Origin of the sequence: unidentified bacterial endosymbiont, assembly GCF_918797525.1 — a bacterium.
Classification (GTDB): Bacteria; Pseudomonadota; Gammaproteobacteria; order Enterobacterales; family Enterobacteriaceae; genus Enterobacter.
The window spans coordinates 182,632-197,753 of the sequence record NZ_OU963893.1; the positions used below are offsets into that span (position 1 = coordinate 182,632).

13 protein-coding genes and 1 tRNA gene are annotated in these 15,122 nt (G+C 49.2%); 6 read left to right on the forward strand and 8 right to left on the reverse strand.

Translation table 11 applies throughout. The features are described 5' to 3' along the window. Window positions 1-118: 118 nt before the first annotated feature. Together NL510_RS00890 and NL510_RS00895 are read right to left on the reverse strand one after the other, a co-directional pair. Window positions 119-322 carry a hypothetical protein gene (locus NL510_RS00890; RefSeq protein ID WP_079968719.1) on the reverse strand — a complete coding sequence of 68 codons (204 nt, stop codon included), beginning with the start codon at window positions 320-322 and terminating at the stop codon, window positions 119-121. Beyond that, window positions 319-555 (reverse strand): ash family protein, encoded by a 237-nt coding sequence (locus tag NL510_RS00895; RefSeq protein ID WP_224421846.1) that lies wholly within the window; start codon window positions 553-555, stop codon window positions 319-321. Before NL510_RS00895 ends, NL510_RS00890 begins: the two co-directional genes overlap by 4 nt. A 186-nt stretch (window positions 556-741) precedes the next feature. Here NL510_RS00895 and NL510_RS00900 point away from each other — a divergent pair, with 186 nt between their 5' ends. After that, a complete protein-coding gene (locus tag NL510_RS00900) occupies window positions 742-1,215 on the forward strand; it encodes a hypothetical protein (protein ID WP_253380840.1) in 474 nt (157 codons plus the stop codon). Window positions 1,216-1,281: 66 nt separating this feature from the next. On the opposite strand, the gene NL510_RS00905 is transcribed toward NL510_RS00900, so the two are convergent. Together NL510_RS00905 and NL510_RS00910 are read right to left on the reverse strand one after the other, a co-directional pair. Beyond that, window positions 1,282-2,820 (reverse strand): RNA-directed DNA polymerase, encoded by a 1,539-nt coding sequence (locus NL510_RS00905; RefSeq protein ID WP_253380842.1) that lies wholly within the window; start codon window positions 2,818-2,820, stop codon window positions 1,282-1,284. Between the two features lie 477 nt (window positions 2,821-3,297). Then, window positions 3,298-4,164 (reverse strand): BrxR family transcriptional regulator, encoded by an 867-nt coding sequence (locus NL510_RS00910; protein ID WP_253380844.1) that lies wholly within the window; start codon window positions 4,162-4,164, stop codon window positions 3,298-3,300. A 105-nt stretch (window positions 4,165-4,269) separates the two neighbouring features. Here NL510_RS00910 and NL510_RS00915 point away from each other — a divergent pair, with 105 nt between their 5' ends. Both NL510_RS00915 and NL510_RS00920 read left to right on the forward strand, forming a co-directional pair. Further along, window positions 4,270-4,440 (forward strand): hypothetical protein, encoded by a 171-nt coding sequence (locus tag NL510_RS00915; RefSeq protein ID WP_170938784.1) that lies wholly within the window; start codon window positions 4,270-4,272, stop codon window positions 4,438-4,440. Window positions 4,441-4,603: 163 nt separating this feature from the next. Next, complete coding sequence (locus NL510_RS00920; protein WP_170938785.1) at window positions 4,604-4,741, forward strand: hypothetical protein; 138 nt, start codon at window positions 4,604-4,606, stop codon at window positions 4,739-4,741. Between the two features lie 234 nt (window positions 4,742-4,975). Here NL510_RS00920 and NL510_RS00925 read toward each other — a convergent pair whose 3' ends face one another. Both NL510_RS00925 and NL510_RS00930 read right to left on the reverse strand, forming a co-directional pair. After that, complete coding sequence (locus tag NL510_RS00925; protein ID WP_253380846.1) at window positions 4,976-6,157, reverse strand: tyrosine-type recombinase/integrase; 1,182 nt, start codon at window positions 6,155-6,157, stop codon at window positions 4,976-4,978. 159 nt (window positions 6,158-6,316) lie between these two features. Then, window positions 6,317-6,411 (reverse strand) — tRNA-Sec (locus tag NL510_RS00930). A 286-nt stretch (window positions 6,412-6,697) separates the two neighbouring features. On the opposite strand from NL510_RS00930, the gene NL510_RS00935 reads away from it, so the two are divergent. Together NL510_RS00935 and yicI are read left to right on the forward strand one after the other, a co-directional pair. Beyond that, window positions 6,698-8,083: a glycoside-pentoside-hexuronide family transporter gene (locus tag NL510_RS00935; protein ID WP_253380848.1), complete on the forward strand. Its 1,386-nt coding sequence runs from the start codon at window positions 6,698-6,700 to the stop codon at window positions 8,081-8,083. Between the two features lie 21 nt (window positions 8,084-8,104). Continuing rightward, on the forward strand, window positions 8,105-10,423 hold the full coding sequence (gene yicI / locus NL510_RS00940) for an alpha-xylosidase (protein ID WP_253380850.1): 2,319 nt from the start codon (window positions 8,105-8,107) through the stop codon (window positions 10,421-10,423). Window positions 10,424-10,481: 58 nt separating this feature from the next. Here yicI and NL510_RS00945 read toward each other — a convergent pair whose 3' ends face one another. After that, window positions 10,482-12,185 carry an AsmA family protein gene (locus NL510_RS00945; RefSeq protein WP_253380851.1) on the reverse strand — a complete coding sequence of 568 codons (1,704 nt, stop codon included), beginning with the start codon at window positions 12,183-12,185 and terminating at the stop codon, window positions 10,482-10,484. A 119-nt stretch (window positions 12,186-12,304) separates the two neighbouring features. Continuing rightward, a complete protein-coding gene (locus NL510_RS00950; protein ID WP_253380853.1) occupies window positions 12,305-13,696 on the reverse strand; it encodes a nucleobase:cation symporter-2 family protein in 1,392 nt (463 codons plus the stop codon). Window positions 13,697-13,916: 220 nt separating this feature from the next. Between NL510_RS00950 and gltS the strand changes: the two genes are divergently transcribed. Beyond that, a complete protein-coding gene (gene gltS, locus NL510_RS00955) occupies window positions 13,917-15,119 on the forward strand; it encodes a sodium/glutamate symporter (protein ID WP_253380855.1) in 1,203 nt (400 codons plus the stop codon). Window positions 15,120-15,122 lie beyond the last annotated feature (3 nt).

Consider the following 15,122-nt stretch of genomic DNA (forward strand, 5'->3'; position numbering starts at 1 on the left):
CTGCTTTTTTGTCACAGAAAGTGGGGGAGCCAGCCAGGGAAAGGAAAGCGGGGGATAAAATGGGGGAATCGAAGCCAAGACATGACAGCATCCTCCCTGATGCTGTAGGAAAAACTAACTACTGCGGTAATTTTTCATCCCTGAGCCGCCGGACCTCATCCTCTTCAAATGCATCGTGCAACCGCTGTAGCTGTTCGGCAAGGATAAGCAGTATTACAAAATTCGGGCCTATTTCATCAGGATTATCGAGCATCGCATGTACCAGAACACGCGAGCGATCGACCAGATCTCTGGCCGAGGGTTGTTCTACCGTTATTTTCATAGATACCTCCGGCGGAGGCAAATGCGACGGGGGACAGCAGGACAGGATACATACGCAGTGCTCCGCTTCGTGATAAGCAGGTTAACGCCATCACCGGAGACGCCAGGCTCACTGGTGATGACCCAGACAGGGTTGGCGTACCGGTTATCACGACCCGGCGCTTCTTTCGAAGCCCCTGCCTGAGCCACCATTGAAGGGGCGAGCGCAGGCCGCGCCAGTAGCACTGCAAACATCGCTACCGACACTCGTGATAATTCGGAACGCCAATTCCGGTTGCGGTTTTGCCGCAACACTCGCACTATAAAGAAAACTCAATCTAAAAACTACAGGTAATGATAGCTAATTACCTATTTGACAGATTAAGAGCCAATAATTATAGGTTTTTGATAATGTGTTACAACCTTTCTCATCTGGAGATTATGATGGAAGAAATAATAGAAAGTGAAATTACTAGCACTGAGATAGATAATCTTGCGTTTAATTTTTTTAAATTATTCGCACAATACGAATATTTTTTAAAGAAACAAGGTCTTTTCCAGTCTATCAGAGGAAAGATTATTGTTGATTGGGATCGTTATGCCAATAAGATTGTAGGGAAAAACTTTATGGAATTATTAGGTGAAGATAAAATATCAGCTGAGTATATTTTAAGGGAACCTCCTAAATCGCAAGTAGTTGAAAATGGAATGATAGTGTGGAAAAGTGTTAATAATGAAGAAGTTAATGTCCAAGCATTATTTGGTCATATAGGACGAGTAAGGAATAATTTATTTCATGGCGGTAAATTTAATGGAACTTGGTTCGATCCTAAAAGAAGTGCATTATTGCTCAAACACAGTTTAATTGTGCTTGAACGCTTTAGGGATATGGGAATGATTGAAATAGATAATTAGAGTCTGTAATTTATTTTTCATCAGTTATCACAACAGCCATGAGCACATAGCTGTTGTGATATGGGGTTAAATGCTTTTAGACCATCTAGATAATACTACTTCAAAGGGGCGTTTTGCTGAAATTCGTTGGAGGAAGTATTTTTTCTCATCTTTAGCAAGCCCTGAAACTGCATATATCATTGCTCTTTGTTGCCACGGATCCATAGAGGGGAAATGTTCTCTTAATTCTCTAACCCAATCATAAGCTTCATTTATTTTTGCTGCCAAAATAATCTCTCGCCTAATAAATGGGTCTGATTTTTGGTAGAGTTCATGTAGTTTTGAAAAGTGATTGATATGTTTATTCTTACTGAAAATGCTAAGGATTAATAATCTAAAATATTCGTTTGATTGCACCTCTGGTATTTTATATAGCTTTAATAGTTTTGTACCAATCTTCTTCCATTCGTTTGGTGCTATTGCTTGTATTGATCCTAAATAAAAACATATATTAGCAAAGCATGGCTCAAGTTTCTCTAGATTTTCCAAAGATACATTGATAGCGCCAGGGTGTCCAATCTGAGCAATTCGACGATAAAACCAACGTAATCTGATGTAATCTACTGGTATAGCATCAATATACTCATTGATTATTTTTTCTATGGCAATGTTTGAAATTAAAGACCAATCCTCAGTAGAAATTTCTGAGTATGAGATAGTTTTATATGGGTTCCCACCAGAATATTTTTTAATTATGCTTAGTAAACTTGCCTCATGATTATTTATCGGCCTATCTTCAATCATTTCTCTACAGATCGGAAAAAAATCAACTGGGGTTAATATTTTTGTTTTATGTCTCTGTAATGTTAATCGTTGTTGGCGATCTAATATGGTTGCCAAATTAGATAAGGCAACCTTTGCTTTCTTTTCTGATTTACAGAAAATCAATATATCATCTGCATATCTAATAAATTGATAACCAGCACTCTTTAAGCTATTATCAACGGGTATTAATGTAGCCTCGGCTATAAGGTGAATTGGATGCGGACCTACAGGAACGCCTCTAGAAACTCCAGCAGTTGTTGACTCTAAGAGAGATATCAACCACTTAATCGCTTGATTTGGCCAATTCGCAGAAATTAATTGGTTTTCGACTGTGTGATGATATATTTGATTATAAAAATCGGCTATGTCGCAATATAAAATATGAGTTGAACCTCTTGCTAACTTTTCAGCTTTTATCCAAAAATCATTCCAGCCAGTCTTGTTGCTGTATAAGCCATCATTAATGTTAGGATTAAATCTATAACTAAATACCACATTATCTGATAATCTTAACTTTTCAATATCTTTTCCATATTCATAAACTAATGCAGAAAGAATTATTGAGTCTTGCGGATCTAATTGAGTCGCTTGCCTATATGATACCTCATCTTTTGGTACGATGAATCGCCTGCAACTACCTGGTGGAAATTCATTAAGATTATGGCCGACAATCATCGATGTAAAGTCATCCTTGTTATTCACAATAGACTCAATTTCTATACTCTTAGGAAAAAGATCTCCATCAGAATGATGATTGACAAAATCAATAGCCCATTCAAGAGAGGTTTTATTCACTGTCATTGGCATTTTCACCACTGTTAATTTATTCTCTGAGATAACATGATAATACTCATGCTAAATTCAATATACAGATACATTTGTTTTTTTGTTCGTTTTGTGAGTAGCCTCTCTATAGGCTACAGATATCGGTGACATTTCATCATTATCTAACTTAAATTATATTAATGTTATGTAGTTAAGGCTGTGCTTTGTTGCTTCTAAGATGATGCAAAAGGTGGTATAGGGATAGGTAATAAAAGTAGCGTTCACACTTTGTGTTAATACTACCGAAGCTCCTGGGCTTATTGGTAGCGAATACTCGGGAGGATTACTGTTCTGGTGGCTGCTACTAGGTGTATATTTTAATGCTCCATATAGGCTATAAATTTAACTTATTAGAAAAATTCTTATTAAATCAGCATGAATTTTTAGAATACTATATGATCTTACGGGGCGGCACAGATTATATTCATATAATCTGTGCTTCGCTTTTTGTAACTAGCTTCTTCCAGGGAAAAAACCATCAACGCTATCTAAAACATTATTGTTTCTAAGATGAATTTGGTAAATTTTATCTTTTAAACTGGCATCTTTAGAGCAATCAACATTCCACCTTTGCAACCAATATTGAGCCAGTGCTGCTCTTACCGATACTTTTCTTACACCATTAGTCATCTGAAAATCATCCTCAATAGTTTTTTTGTTACGTATTTTCCCAACCATTGGGTGAACTGTAAGTTCAAGTTGAATAATTCTATTCCACATTTCATCATTATTTTTAGATGCCTGATCAGGGAGTGGTTTTCCTTGTGATGTTTTACTAATCCTATTTATAGCTAGATCAATGAATTTTTCTTTTTCGAAATCGAAACACCTAACATATGTTTTTATACCGCTATCAAACATTGTATGCGGCGCAATCTCTTTACTTGAAGTTCCATTTGCTACGGATTGATAAGTGATAAAAAGACTTTCTTTGTTAAGTATCGCTCTCGATAGTGCCGCTAATACCTCAATATCTGGGTTATGTAGTCTAGGGATGGTTTCGATACCCGTCGTTTCATACCCCATTGCTTGCGATGTTTCAGGACTTCTTAAACGAGATAATGCTGTCTCGACACGTAATGGGTATGTAATCTCGAACTTATCAAGGTTAATCTCATATCTCTTTACGCTGTGGTTTAAACGTAAGTTATGGTCCGCTAGATCTCTATAACGACGAATATCTCTAGTGGCTGCGGCCTCTTGGATGCCGAATTTTTCAGTCAGCTCACTTCGTGAGAGCCATCCTTTGAACATCAAAAGCCACTCTATATACCAAAGCCTATCAATAACATTCTGATTTCTAATGTATTTTTTTTCCATGCTATATACCCTTAGTTTTTATGCTGTTCAATGCTTGATCTGATACTCAAGATCTGTAATCATAATGATGAGTTTAGCATAAAGAGACAATAAAGGAGATGTTTAATGGCAACAAATAAACCATATGGTGACAATCATCGCATTGGGGCCGTAAAGAATCGCTCGCAGTTTCAGACTCCCTCTGGATTATGGGCAAAAAGGGACGCCGAAACAGGACGCATTATGGATATCAAACAGGATGGAACGCCATTTAAGGGGGTTAGGAAAGAAAAATAGCCTAATGGGCTTCTCAGCCCATTAGTACAAATCGAGAAATGAGTGGCACTTAACTCTCACCTTAAGTGCTTATGACAAGCAGCAAGCCACAAGATTTGTTGGTGACAACAGTACAGCTTTTTACTGGAAAATCAACTCACTTGTGGTCTAAAGGATAATGATAATGAGTAAAGTTGATGATGAACAAGAGTTTATCTTCAGGCCCTACATTACTGTGAAGGGAAGAAGAATTACTCGACCAAACGGGGGGATGTTCAAGATCCCAGTAAAAGACAAAAAGCCTGAGTTACGCGGAGGGTAATAAATTGTTTAACGAAATAGTTACGGTTTGTCCTCGTTGTCATAAAGAAGCACAAGGTGTTCTGTCGATTGAATATGCTTTTGGCTTCCGTATGTTACGAGGGCAGAAGAAACCTCAGTCTCACTGTCGTGCATGCCGGATTGAAGAGTTGCGTTTGTCACGTCAACTGGCAGCTTAAATGTCACACATTAATCGCCCATGCTATATTATGGGCGATTATTTTTTTAAAGATGGTCAGTTAGTTGTAATTATGCCATCAAGGAAATCCGCATACCATTGCATCATCTCCCGGCGTTTTTCCAGATACTGCGCATGATTATACGTTCCGCGAATTGCATTCTTATCAATATGTGCGAGCTGTGTTTCAATCCATGCGCTATCAAAACCATGTTCATGCAAGATTGTAGACATGGTATGCCGGAAACCATGTCCTGTAGCGCGTCCCTTATAACCCAGTAGTTCGATAACCTGATTTACACTTTCCTTGCTGATTGGCTTCTTACGGCTATTGCGGCCAATAAAGATGTACGGGAAATTTTTGGTGATCGGTTCCAGCTGTTTGAGCAGTTCAATCACCTGGTGCGAGAGAGGAACAAGGTGGGGGCGGCGCATCTTCATTCTTTCTGGTGGGATCTCCCAGAGGGCATTCTCAAAATCAATTTCATCCCATGTCGCGAAACGCATCTCTTGGGTTCTGACACCTGTAAGCATTACCAGTTTTGCTGCGTTTCTGGTAATAAGGCTCCCGGTATACCCTTCCAGATCGCGGATAAAATAAGGCATCTCGTTCGCAGGCAGCCAGGCATAGTTTTGTTTTTTCGGTGTAGCCAGTGCCATCGCAAGATCCGGGGCTGGATTGTATTTGGCACGACCCGTGATAATGGCATAACGAAAAACTTCACCACAGCGCTGGCGTACTTTCCGCGTTTTCTCCAGTGCACCACGTTGCTCAATGCGTTTGAGAACCTGTAGCAATTCTTGCGGCGTAATGTCCCCCATAGGGCGCTGGCCGATAAAAGGAAACACGTCTTGTTCGAAGGTTTTGATGATTTCATCACGGTAGCCCAGCGTCCAGCGATCGGCTTTACTACGATGCCACTCCCTACTGACTACCTCAAAAGTCATGGCTTTAGCCTGCTCTCGCAGCGCTTTTTGTGTACGACGTTCGGCCATTGGATCTACACCAGATATGACAAGTTTGCGCGATTTGTCGCGCATTTCTCTGGCTTCGGAGAGGGAGACTAGTGGATAAGAGCCGAAGGACATCAGGCGGGCTTTGTTATCAAAACGATAGCGAAAGCGCCAACCCTTGCTCCCGTTGGGTTCAATCAGCAGCGCCAGGCCCAAACCATCGCTTAGCGAATATGCTTTTTCTTTTGGCTGAGCCCGCTTTATCTCAAGATTTGTGAGTGCCATATGTATAGCCTTGTGTTAGCCACCAAATCCTATACAGATTCCTAAACATTTTTTAAGCGGATTTCAGAAACCGACTATGGTCACATATGGACGATAATTATTTTAACTTATTGTTTTGTAATTATAAATGGACGGGTATGGACTGCTATGGAAGGATTTTGGCGGAAGATCACAGGAGTCGAACCTGCCCGGGAACGCTGGCGTCCCCAACTGGATTTGAAATCCAGCCACCTCACCGGAGATGACGATCTTCCGCGCCTGCATTGCTACATGGAGGCGGGGCGCATTATAGCTACTTTCAGGCATTTACCACATACCCATACACACTTTTTTCACGCCTCTTTTAACCTGATGTCCCTTATTTTAGTTAATTCGTAAGAAAATCCTTAGGTTAACATTTCGTGCTGATCGACTTTTAACGCGATCACAAAAAAGAAGAAACGTAATCTGCTAACCAGAAAACACAATACCCGCCTTTCATCGGATGGTTTACAACCTCTCTAACCGGAATCAGCGCCCCTGAGCGTGAAGGATAAAAAAATGAAAAGCGAAGTGTTATCCGTTAAAGAGAAGATTGGCTACGGCATGGGTGATGCCGCCAGCCATATCATCTTCGATAACGTCATGCTGTACATGATGTTTTTCTACACCGATATCTTCGGCATTCCTGCCGGGTTTGTCGGGACGATGTTCCTGCTGGCGCGCGCGCTGGATGCGATCTCAGATCCGTGCATGGGCTTGCTCGCCGACCGTACCCGTAGCCGCTGGGGCAAATTCCGTCCGTGGATTATTTTTGGAGCCATCCCATTCGGTATCGTCTGCGTGCTGGCGTATACCACGCCGGACCTTAGCCATAATGGCAAGCTGATTTACGCCGCTGTGACCTACACGCTGCTAACTCTGCTCTATACCGTGGTCAATATCCCCTACTGCGCGCTGGGTGGCGTGATCACTAACGACCCCACGCAGCGTATCTCCCTGCAGTCCTGGCGCTTTGTGCTGGCGACGGCGGGCGGCATGCTCTCCACGGTACTGATGATGCCGCTGGTCAACCTGATTGGCGGCGACAATAAAGCTCTGGGGTTCCAGGGCGGCATCGCCGTGCTGTCGGTGGTCGCGTTCCTGATGTTGGCATTCTGCTTCTTCACCACCAAAGAGCGCATCCAGGTGCCGCCGAGCACCACGTCAATGCGTGAAGACCTTCGCGATATCTGGCGCAACGATCAGTGGCGCATCGTCGGCGTCCTCACCATTCTCAACATTCTCGCGGTCTGCGTGCGCGGCGGCGCGATGATGTACTACTGCACCTGGATAATGGGCTCGTCGGAAATCTTCGTCGCCTTCCTGACAACCTACTGCGTCGGCAACCTGATGGGCTCGGCGCTGGCGAAACCCCTTACCGACTGGAGGTGCAAAGTGAGCATCTTCTGGTGGACCAACGCTGCGCTGGCGGTGGTCAGCGTGGCGATGTTCTTCGTACCGATGCATGCCACTTTGGTGATGTTTGCCTTTATCTTCGCGATCGGCGTGCTGCATCAACTGGTAACGCCAATCCAGTGGGTGATGATGTCCGATACCGTCGACTATGGCGAATGGACCAACGGCAAACGTCTTACCGGCATCAGTTTTGCGGGCACGCTGTTTGTGCTGAAGCTGGGCCTGGCGCTGGGGGGGGCGATGATTGGCTGGCTACTGGCAGGCGGTGGCTATGACGCGGCAGCTAAAACTCAGAATAGCGCGACCATCAGCATCATTATCGGCCTGTTTACCCTGGCTCCAGCGGTCTGCTACGTGCTGAGCGCCATTATCGCCAGGCGCTACTACACGCTGAAAACCCCCTTCCTGACCAAAATCATGGGCGAACTGGCGCAGAGCGCACGCCGCAATCAGCAGGAATTTGAAACCCTGCCGGTCAGCAAAGAATGACAGAACTAAGAGGACGAGAGCATGAAAATCAGTGATGGAAACTGGCTTATTCAACCTGGCCTGAACGTAACGTATCCGGTTCAGGTATTCGATGTGGAGCAGCAGGGCAATGACCTGGTGGTCTATATGGCGCCGCGCGACGTGCGTGAACGCGCATGGCAGCTCGACAGCCTGATGTTTACGGTGCGCCTGTTTGCTCCGCAGGATGGCATTGTTGGGGTACGTATTGAGCACTTCCAGGGTGCGCTGAAGACTGGCCCGCACTATCCGCTGAACGTGATGAACGACGTCAAGGTTGAGATCGAGAACAACGCTGAATTCGCCGAGCTGAAAAGCGGAAATATCAGCGTGCGCGTGACCAAAGGCGAGTTCTGGGCGCTGGATTTTCTGCGTAATGGCCAGCGCATTACCGGTAGCCAGTTGAAAAACAACGGCTACGTGCAGGACGAAGCGAACGATCGCACCTATCTTTTCGAACGTCTGGACCTCGGCGTGGGTGAGACGGTCTACGGCCTGGGCGAGCGCTTTACCGCCCTGGTGCGTAACGGTCAGATGGTCGAAACCTGGAACCGCGATGGCGGCACCAGCACCGAGCAGTCTTACAAGAATATCCCGTTCTACCTGACCAACCGCGGCTACGGCGTACTGGTGAATCACCCGGAAAATGTATCGTTTGAAGTCGGCTCAGAAAAAGTCTCCAAAGTGCAGTTCAGCGTGGAAGGTGAGTACCTCGAGTACTTCGTGATCGACGGCCCGACGCCGAAAGAAGTACTGAACCGCTATACCCAGTTCACCGGGCGTCCGGCGCTGCCGCCTGCATGGTCATTTGGTCTGTGGCTCACCACCTCGTTCACCACTAACTACGACGAAGCCACGGTTAACCGCTTTATCGACGGCATGGCCCAGCGCAATCTGCCGCTGCACGTGTTCCATTTTGACTGCTTCTGGATGAAAGCCTTCCAGTGGTGTGATTTTGAATGGGACTCGGCGACCTTCCCGGATCCGCAAGGGATGATCCGCCGCCTGAAAGACAAAGGGCTAAAGGTCTGCGTGTGGATCAACCCGTACATCGGCCAAAAATCGCCGATATTCCAGGAGCTGAAAGAGAAGGGTTACCTGCTTAAGCGCCCGGACGGTTCTCTCTGGCAGTGGGATAAATGGCAGCCGGGACTGGCGATTTATGACTTCACCAACCCCGAGGCATGCCGGTGGTATGCCGCCAAGCTGAAAGGCCTGTTGGCCATTGGCGTCGATTGCTTCAAGACCGACTTCGGCGAGCGCATTCCAACCGATGTTCAGTGGTTCGATGGTTCCGACCCGCAGAAAATGCACAACCATTACGCCTACATTTACAATGAGCTGGTGTGGAACGTGCTGAAAGAGACGGTGGGAGAAGAAGAGGCGGTGCTGTTTGCCCGCTCCGCGTCCGTTGGTGCGCAAAAATTCCCGGTGCACTGGGGCGGCGACTGCTATGCCAATTATGAATCGATGGCCGAAAGCCTGCGCGGTGGTCTGTCGATTGGTCTTTCCGGATTTGGTTTCTGGAGTCACGATATCGGTGGATTTGAAAATACCGCACCGGCGCACGTTTACAAACGTTGGTGCGCGTTCGGGCTGTTCTCCAGCCACAGCCGCCTGCACGGCAGCAAATCCTATCGTGTGCCGTGGGCGTACGATGATGAGTCCTGCGACGTGGTACGCCACTTCACCCAGCTAAAATGCCAGATGATGCCGTACCTGTACCGTCAGGCGGCGCTGGCCCGTGAGTTCGGCACGCCGATGCTGCGGGCGATGATGCTAGAATTCCCGGACGATCCGGCCTGCGATTACCTCGACCGCCAGTACATGCTGGGGGATTCAATGATGGTTGCGCCAGTGTTCTCCGAGGCGGGTGACGTGCAGTTTTATCTGCCGGAAGGTCGCTGGACGCATCTGTGGCACAACGATGAAGTTCAGGGTAGCCGCTGGCATAAACAGCAGCACGATTTCCAGAGTTTGCCCGTTTACGTGCGTGATAACACCCTGCTGGCGCTCGGTAACAACAACCAGAAACCGGACTACGCGTGGAACGAGGGCACGGCCTTCCAACTGTTTAATCTCAATGATGGCGCAACAGCAATAAGCGAAGTGCCTGCGGCGGATGGGTCGGTTGCATTTACCCTAAACGCCACACGCAGGGGGAATACCCTGACCATCAAAGGGGCCGGAGAGGCGCGGAACTGGTCGGTGTGCTTGCGTAACGTGCAGACGGTGGGTGAGGTAAAAGGTGGCTCCCGGACGGGCAGCGCGTGGGGCGTGGTAGTGAAAGCCGAGGGAAATGAGGTCGTTGTCCACCTCTGAGTTCCCTCAACCCTCCCTTTCCCCCATCGGGCTGAGGGAGGGTGCGCCCCCCCAGTTTTTAGGGAGTGGGCTGCGGTGAGGACTGAGTCGATACCACTCCCATCGCCATCGTCTGCTGCACCTGCTGTTTCGCCATATTCACCGCATTCAGCTTTCCGTTAACCGTAGGCTTTAGCGGCGCATTGGCCTGGACGCTGCCGCTGGCGGTCACCTGCAGGTTGCCATCACCCGTTATCGGTAATGCAGGCCAACCCCAGTTTTCAATCACATTAAGGGGTACGCCGCGCCCGTTAAGGCTAACCGTAGTCTGCCGCTGCGCAAGCTGCGAAACCGTCGCTGTTGCCTCGAGGATCCCTTTCTGTGTAAAGGCGCTCAGTTCGGTAATGTTCACCGTAGCGGCGTTGGCATTCAGTGCCAGTGATGGCCGACGCACGTCCACGCGGTTAAAGGTGGCTGCCGCACCGTTTAGTGTCGCGTTACCGCTCCACATGCCCCACTGCCGGTCTTTAACCATCTGCAGGTTGGCGCCGTAGCCATCAAGCGAGGTAATCTGCCACGGGAAGGCCGGATCGATATCAATCACCAGGTTACGGCTAAGACCGAATTTTTTCAGCGTCAGGCTGTTCAGCCATTCAGGCAGTTTATTCATCCATAGCGCTTTCCAGTTTTCTGGCAGGGTATATTCCAGACCAGCGATGGCGGCATCGTCCAGCACCAGCGCCTTACTGTCGCGCTGCCAGTTGCCTGATGTGCGTACCATACCGCCTTCCCAGCGAGACGTGAACTGGCGCAGCGCAATGCCCTGCGGGGAAAATTCGGCATTCAGGATGGGGTCGTACAGATGCAGAGAGCCATAAATAAATTCGCTGGCGTTCATTGACATACGTCCCTCCTGGCTCTGCCAGTCGCCTTTGCTCAACGTCAGATTGCGCAGGCTTAAATCGAGGTCGGTTACAGCCCAGTCCGGACCCTGCAGACGGGCGTCGGTGACTTCCAGCCGCCCAATCTGCAGGGAGGGAAGGGTGGTGATGGGGGCGAAGAAATCCCTCAGCGATTTATCGCTCTGCAGGCGGATATCATTCAAGCGCAGGGTGTTAATGACCCAACTGCCGTCAGCATTGCGCAGGGCGGAGCCGGTGAGCGAGCCGCGCGCCATATCAGCCCCGATGGTACTCAGCACCACCTCTTTGCCGTTGAGCTGGCCCTGAATCAGCACGTTGCTGGCCGGTACGCCGTTCAGGGTCAGCGAACCCGCGCTCATCTCGATTTGCGCGTTTTTACCCAGCACGTTGCCGGCTTCTGGCTGCCATGGGCTCACGCCGCCCGTCACTTTTTGCGCGCTCAAATCCCAGTCGGTATACGGGCTGTTGAACGCCATGTTGTTCAACTGCAAACGGTCGGCCCGGAATGGCAGCGGCGCAGTTTGCGCAAAGAGGTTCAGCGTGCCATCGAACAGGGTGATGGTGTCCATATGCAGCGTGTCGGTTAGCTGACGGCTGCTTAACCCAATATCGACTTTTTTGGCAACCAGCGTGGCGGGTTTGCCATCACGACCAAAGGTGACATTTTCCAGAATGATGTGGGAGGGTGAAGAAAAACGGTGATCCATCAGATCAAAGTTCAGCTCGTAATCGGTGTTCACCGTTATCCAACTGCTGACCTGCGCCGCACCCCAGCGGGTCTGGATCATTATGTAGAATGCCAGTCCAGCAATGAGCAGGGCTAGCAGAAGATAGACGAGCAGCTTTCCAATAAATTTCATGGTCTTCCATCCCTCGAAACGCACATAGTGGAGTTATGCACGATTTATGCGCAATGCTCAAGGCAGGAATGGTGTAATTAGATGTCACGGCAGGTAATGACAGCCTGCCGTGATGAGTATCAATTTTTTTCAGGCGGGAAGACGAGATTCAGGACAATAGCGGTGATACCACCCGCGGCTATACCAGAGGAGAGCAGGTTTTTCACCCAGTCAGGGGCAAACTGCAGGATCAGCGGCTGCTGAGAAACGCCCAGGCCGACGGCCAATGACAGCGCAATAATCATAATGGCGCGACGGTTCAACGGCTCGCGGGAGACGATACGCACGCCAGAGGCGGCGATAGTGCCAAACATCACCAGCGTCGCGCCGCCGAGCACGGGCTCAGGGATGTGCTGCACAAAACCGCTTACCGCCGGGAACAGGCCGAGGACGATCAGCATCAACGCCACCACAAAACCGACGTAACGGCTGGCAACCCCCGTGAGCTGGATAACCCCGTTGTTCTGGCCGAAGCAGGAGTTGGGGAAGGTGTTCAACACCGCGGAGACAAACGAATTCAGCCCGTTCGCCAGCACGCCGCCCTTCAGGCGCTTCATATACAGCGGGCCAGAAACCGGTTGTTCAGAGACGTCGGACGTTGCGGTGATATCGCCGATGGTTTCAAGAGAGGTGATCATAAAGACCAGCATCAGGGGCACGAGCAGGCCCCAGTCAATGCCCAGGCCGTAATAGAGCGGGGATGGGATGGCGAGCAGTGCCGCGTTCGTGGGAGCGGTATTTTCCGGCAGCATGCCCAGCGCCCACGCCGTCAGATAACCGGCTGCCATAGCGATCACCAGCGAGGCGACGCGCAGGTATGGATTACGCTGGCGGTTTAGCAGAATAATAATGGCCAATACCACACCGGCCAGCAGCAGATTTTTTGGCGCGCCGAAGGTATGGTCACTCATTGCCGCATAACCTCCGCCGATGGAAGTCAGACCCACCTGAATCAACGACAGGCCGATGATCATCACCACTACGCCGGACACCAGTGGGGTGATCACCCGGCGTGCCAGGTGCAGTACCCGGGAGATGATCATTTCCGTGCAGCTAGCCAGCATCAGTGTGCCGAACAGTGCCGCCATCATAGTCGGGACATCCGCTCCGCCGGTTTTCAGGGCTGTGCCGCCCATGATAAGTGGGGCGACAAAGTTAAAACTGGTGCCTTGTATTGACAGTAATCCAGATCCCACCGGTCCCCAGGCTTTAATTTGAATAATAGAGGCTACGCCGGAGGCAAAGAGAGACATACTGATAATGTGCTGAGTGTCCTGAGCCGGTAAACCAAGCGCCTGGCAGATAAGCAGCGCCGGGGTGATCACCGCAACGAACATGGCCAACAGATGCTGGCAGGCGGCGAAAAGCGTCTGAGGCAGCGGTGGACGGTCTTCAAGGCGGTAAATTAATTCGCTATTTTGTTTCTGCGCAACCGGTTGCGCATCTGGCGACTCAACGGTGTTAACGGACATCGGCGACAATCTCAGGGTGGAAAAGCGGGCATTTTATCTGACCATCTGGTAAAAGCAAACGATTGCTAGCGAAAAAAAACAGTAGCTTCCTTTGGGGTCTGGCTTTTACTGTGTTGATATTAGAAAGTCCCCTACACTTTCAGGAACTGCTCATGAAGAGCGTTTATTATCCAGGGGAATGCTGCGTAATTAACGGGCGTGCGCATAACAGGAGCCATTTATGATCTATCTCGACACCTTATCCACCCTTGTTGCCGCAACGCTGGTGCTTCTGCTGGGGCGAAAGCTGGTACACGGCATTACGCTGCTTAAAAGATATACCATTCCGGAACCCGTGGCGGGCGGATTGCTGGTGGCGATTGCGCTGCTGGTGTTGAAAATGAGCATGAATATTGAGTTTGAGTTTGATATGTCGCTGCGGGAACCGCTGATGCTGGCGTTCTTCGCGACCATTGGCCTGAATGCGAACCTTGCCAGCCTGCGAGCGGGGGGAAAAGTACTGTGCATTTTCCTCGCGGTGGTCATCGGACTTTTGCTGATGCAAAACATCATCGGGCTTGGTATGGCGTACCTTCTTGGGCTGGATCCGATCATGGGCTTGCTGGCTGGCTCCGTGACGTTACTCGGTGGTCATGGCACCGGCGCGGCCTGGAGCGAAGTATTTGTTGAACAGTACGGGTTTGAGAATGCGCTTGAGGTCGCGATGGCCTGTGCCACTTTTGGGCTTATTCTGGGTGGACTGCTGGGCGGGCCGGTGGCCCGCTATCTGATCAAATACTCACCTACGCCGGAAGGCATACCCGACGACAAAGTGGCGCCAACCACCTTTGAAAAACCAGACGCTGAACGCACAATATCCTCGCTGGTGCTGATTGAAACCATCGCGATGATCGCTATCTGCCTGACCACAGGCAAAGTTATTGCGCAATGGTTATCGGGGACGGTGCTGGAGTTACCGACCTTCGTCTGCGTACTTTTTGTGGGCGTGGTGCTGAGCAACGGCCTGGCTGTGCTCGGCTTCTATCGGGTTTTCGAGCGTGCGGTGTCGGTTATGGGCAACGTCTGCTTGTCGCTCTTCCTGGCAATGGCGCTGATGAGCCTGAAGCTGTGGGAACTGGCCTCGCTGGCGCTGCCGATCTTCGCCATTCTGGCGGTACAAACCCTGTTTATGACGTTTTACGCTATCTTCGTCACCTGGCGGGTGATGGGCAAAAATTATGACGCGGCGGTATTAGCGGCAGGGCATTGTGGATTTGGTCTGGGGGCAACACCCACGGCAATCGCCAATATGCAGGCCATTACCGAACGTTTTGGGCCATCGCATATTGCGTTTCTGGTGGTGCCCATGGTCGGGGCGTTCTTTATTGATATTGTTAATGCAATAGTGATCAAGCTCTACCTGATGCTGCCTATCTTCGGCTAACCG

Bases quoted from the DNA above. Each gene is read 5' to 3' on its own strand.
- NL510_RS00925 (WP_253380846.1), bottom strand. From the start codon at position 6,157: ATGGCACTCACAAATCTTGAGATAAAGCGGGCTCAGCCAAAAGAAAAA.
- NL510_RS00950 (WP_253380853.1), bottom strand. From the start codon at position 13,696: ATGTCCGTTAACACCGTTGAGTCGCCAGATGCGCAACCGGTTGCGCAG.
- NL510_RS00895 (WP_224421846.1), bottom strand. From the start codon at position 555: ATGTTTGCAGTGCTACTGGCGCGGCCTGCGCTCGCCCCTTCAATGGTG.
- NL510_RS00935 (WP_253380848.1), top strand. From the start codon at position 6,698: ATGAAAAGCGAAGTGTTATCCGTTAAAGAGAAGATTGGCTACGGCATG.
- NL510_RS00915 (WP_170938784.1), top strand. From the start codon at position 4,270: ATGGCAACAAATAAACCATATGGTGACAATCATCGCATTGGGGCCGTA.
- yicI (WP_253380850.1), top strand. From the start codon at position 8,105: ATGAAAATCAGTGATGGAAACTGGCTTATTCAACCTGGCCTGAACGTA.
- gltS (WP_253380855.1), top strand. From the start codon at position 13,917: ATGATCTATCTCGACACCTTATCCACCCTTGTTGCCGCAACGCTGGTG.
- NL510_RS00945 (WP_253380851.1), bottom strand. From the start codon at position 12,185: ATGAAATTTATTGGAAAGCTGCTCGTCTATCTTCTGCTAGCCCTGCTC.
- NL510_RS00900 (WP_253380840.1), top strand. From the start codon at position 742: ATGATGGAAGAAATAATAGAAAGTGAAATTACTAGCACTGAGATAGAT.
- NL510_RS00920 (WP_170938785.1), top strand. From the start codon at position 4,604: ATGAGTAAAGTTGATGATGAACAAGAGTTTATCTTCAGGCCCTACATT.
- NL510_RS00910 (WP_253380844.1), bottom strand. From the start codon at position 4,164: ATGGAAAAAAAATACATTAGAAATCAGAATGTTATTGATAGGCTTTGG.
- NL510_RS00905 (WP_253380842.1), bottom strand. From the start codon at position 2,820: ATGACAGTGAATAAAACCTCTCTTGAATGGGCTATTGATTTTGTCAAT.
- NL510_RS00890 (WP_079968719.1), bottom strand. From the start codon at position 322: ATGAAAATAACGGTAGAACAACCCTCGGCCAGAGATCTGGTCGATCGC.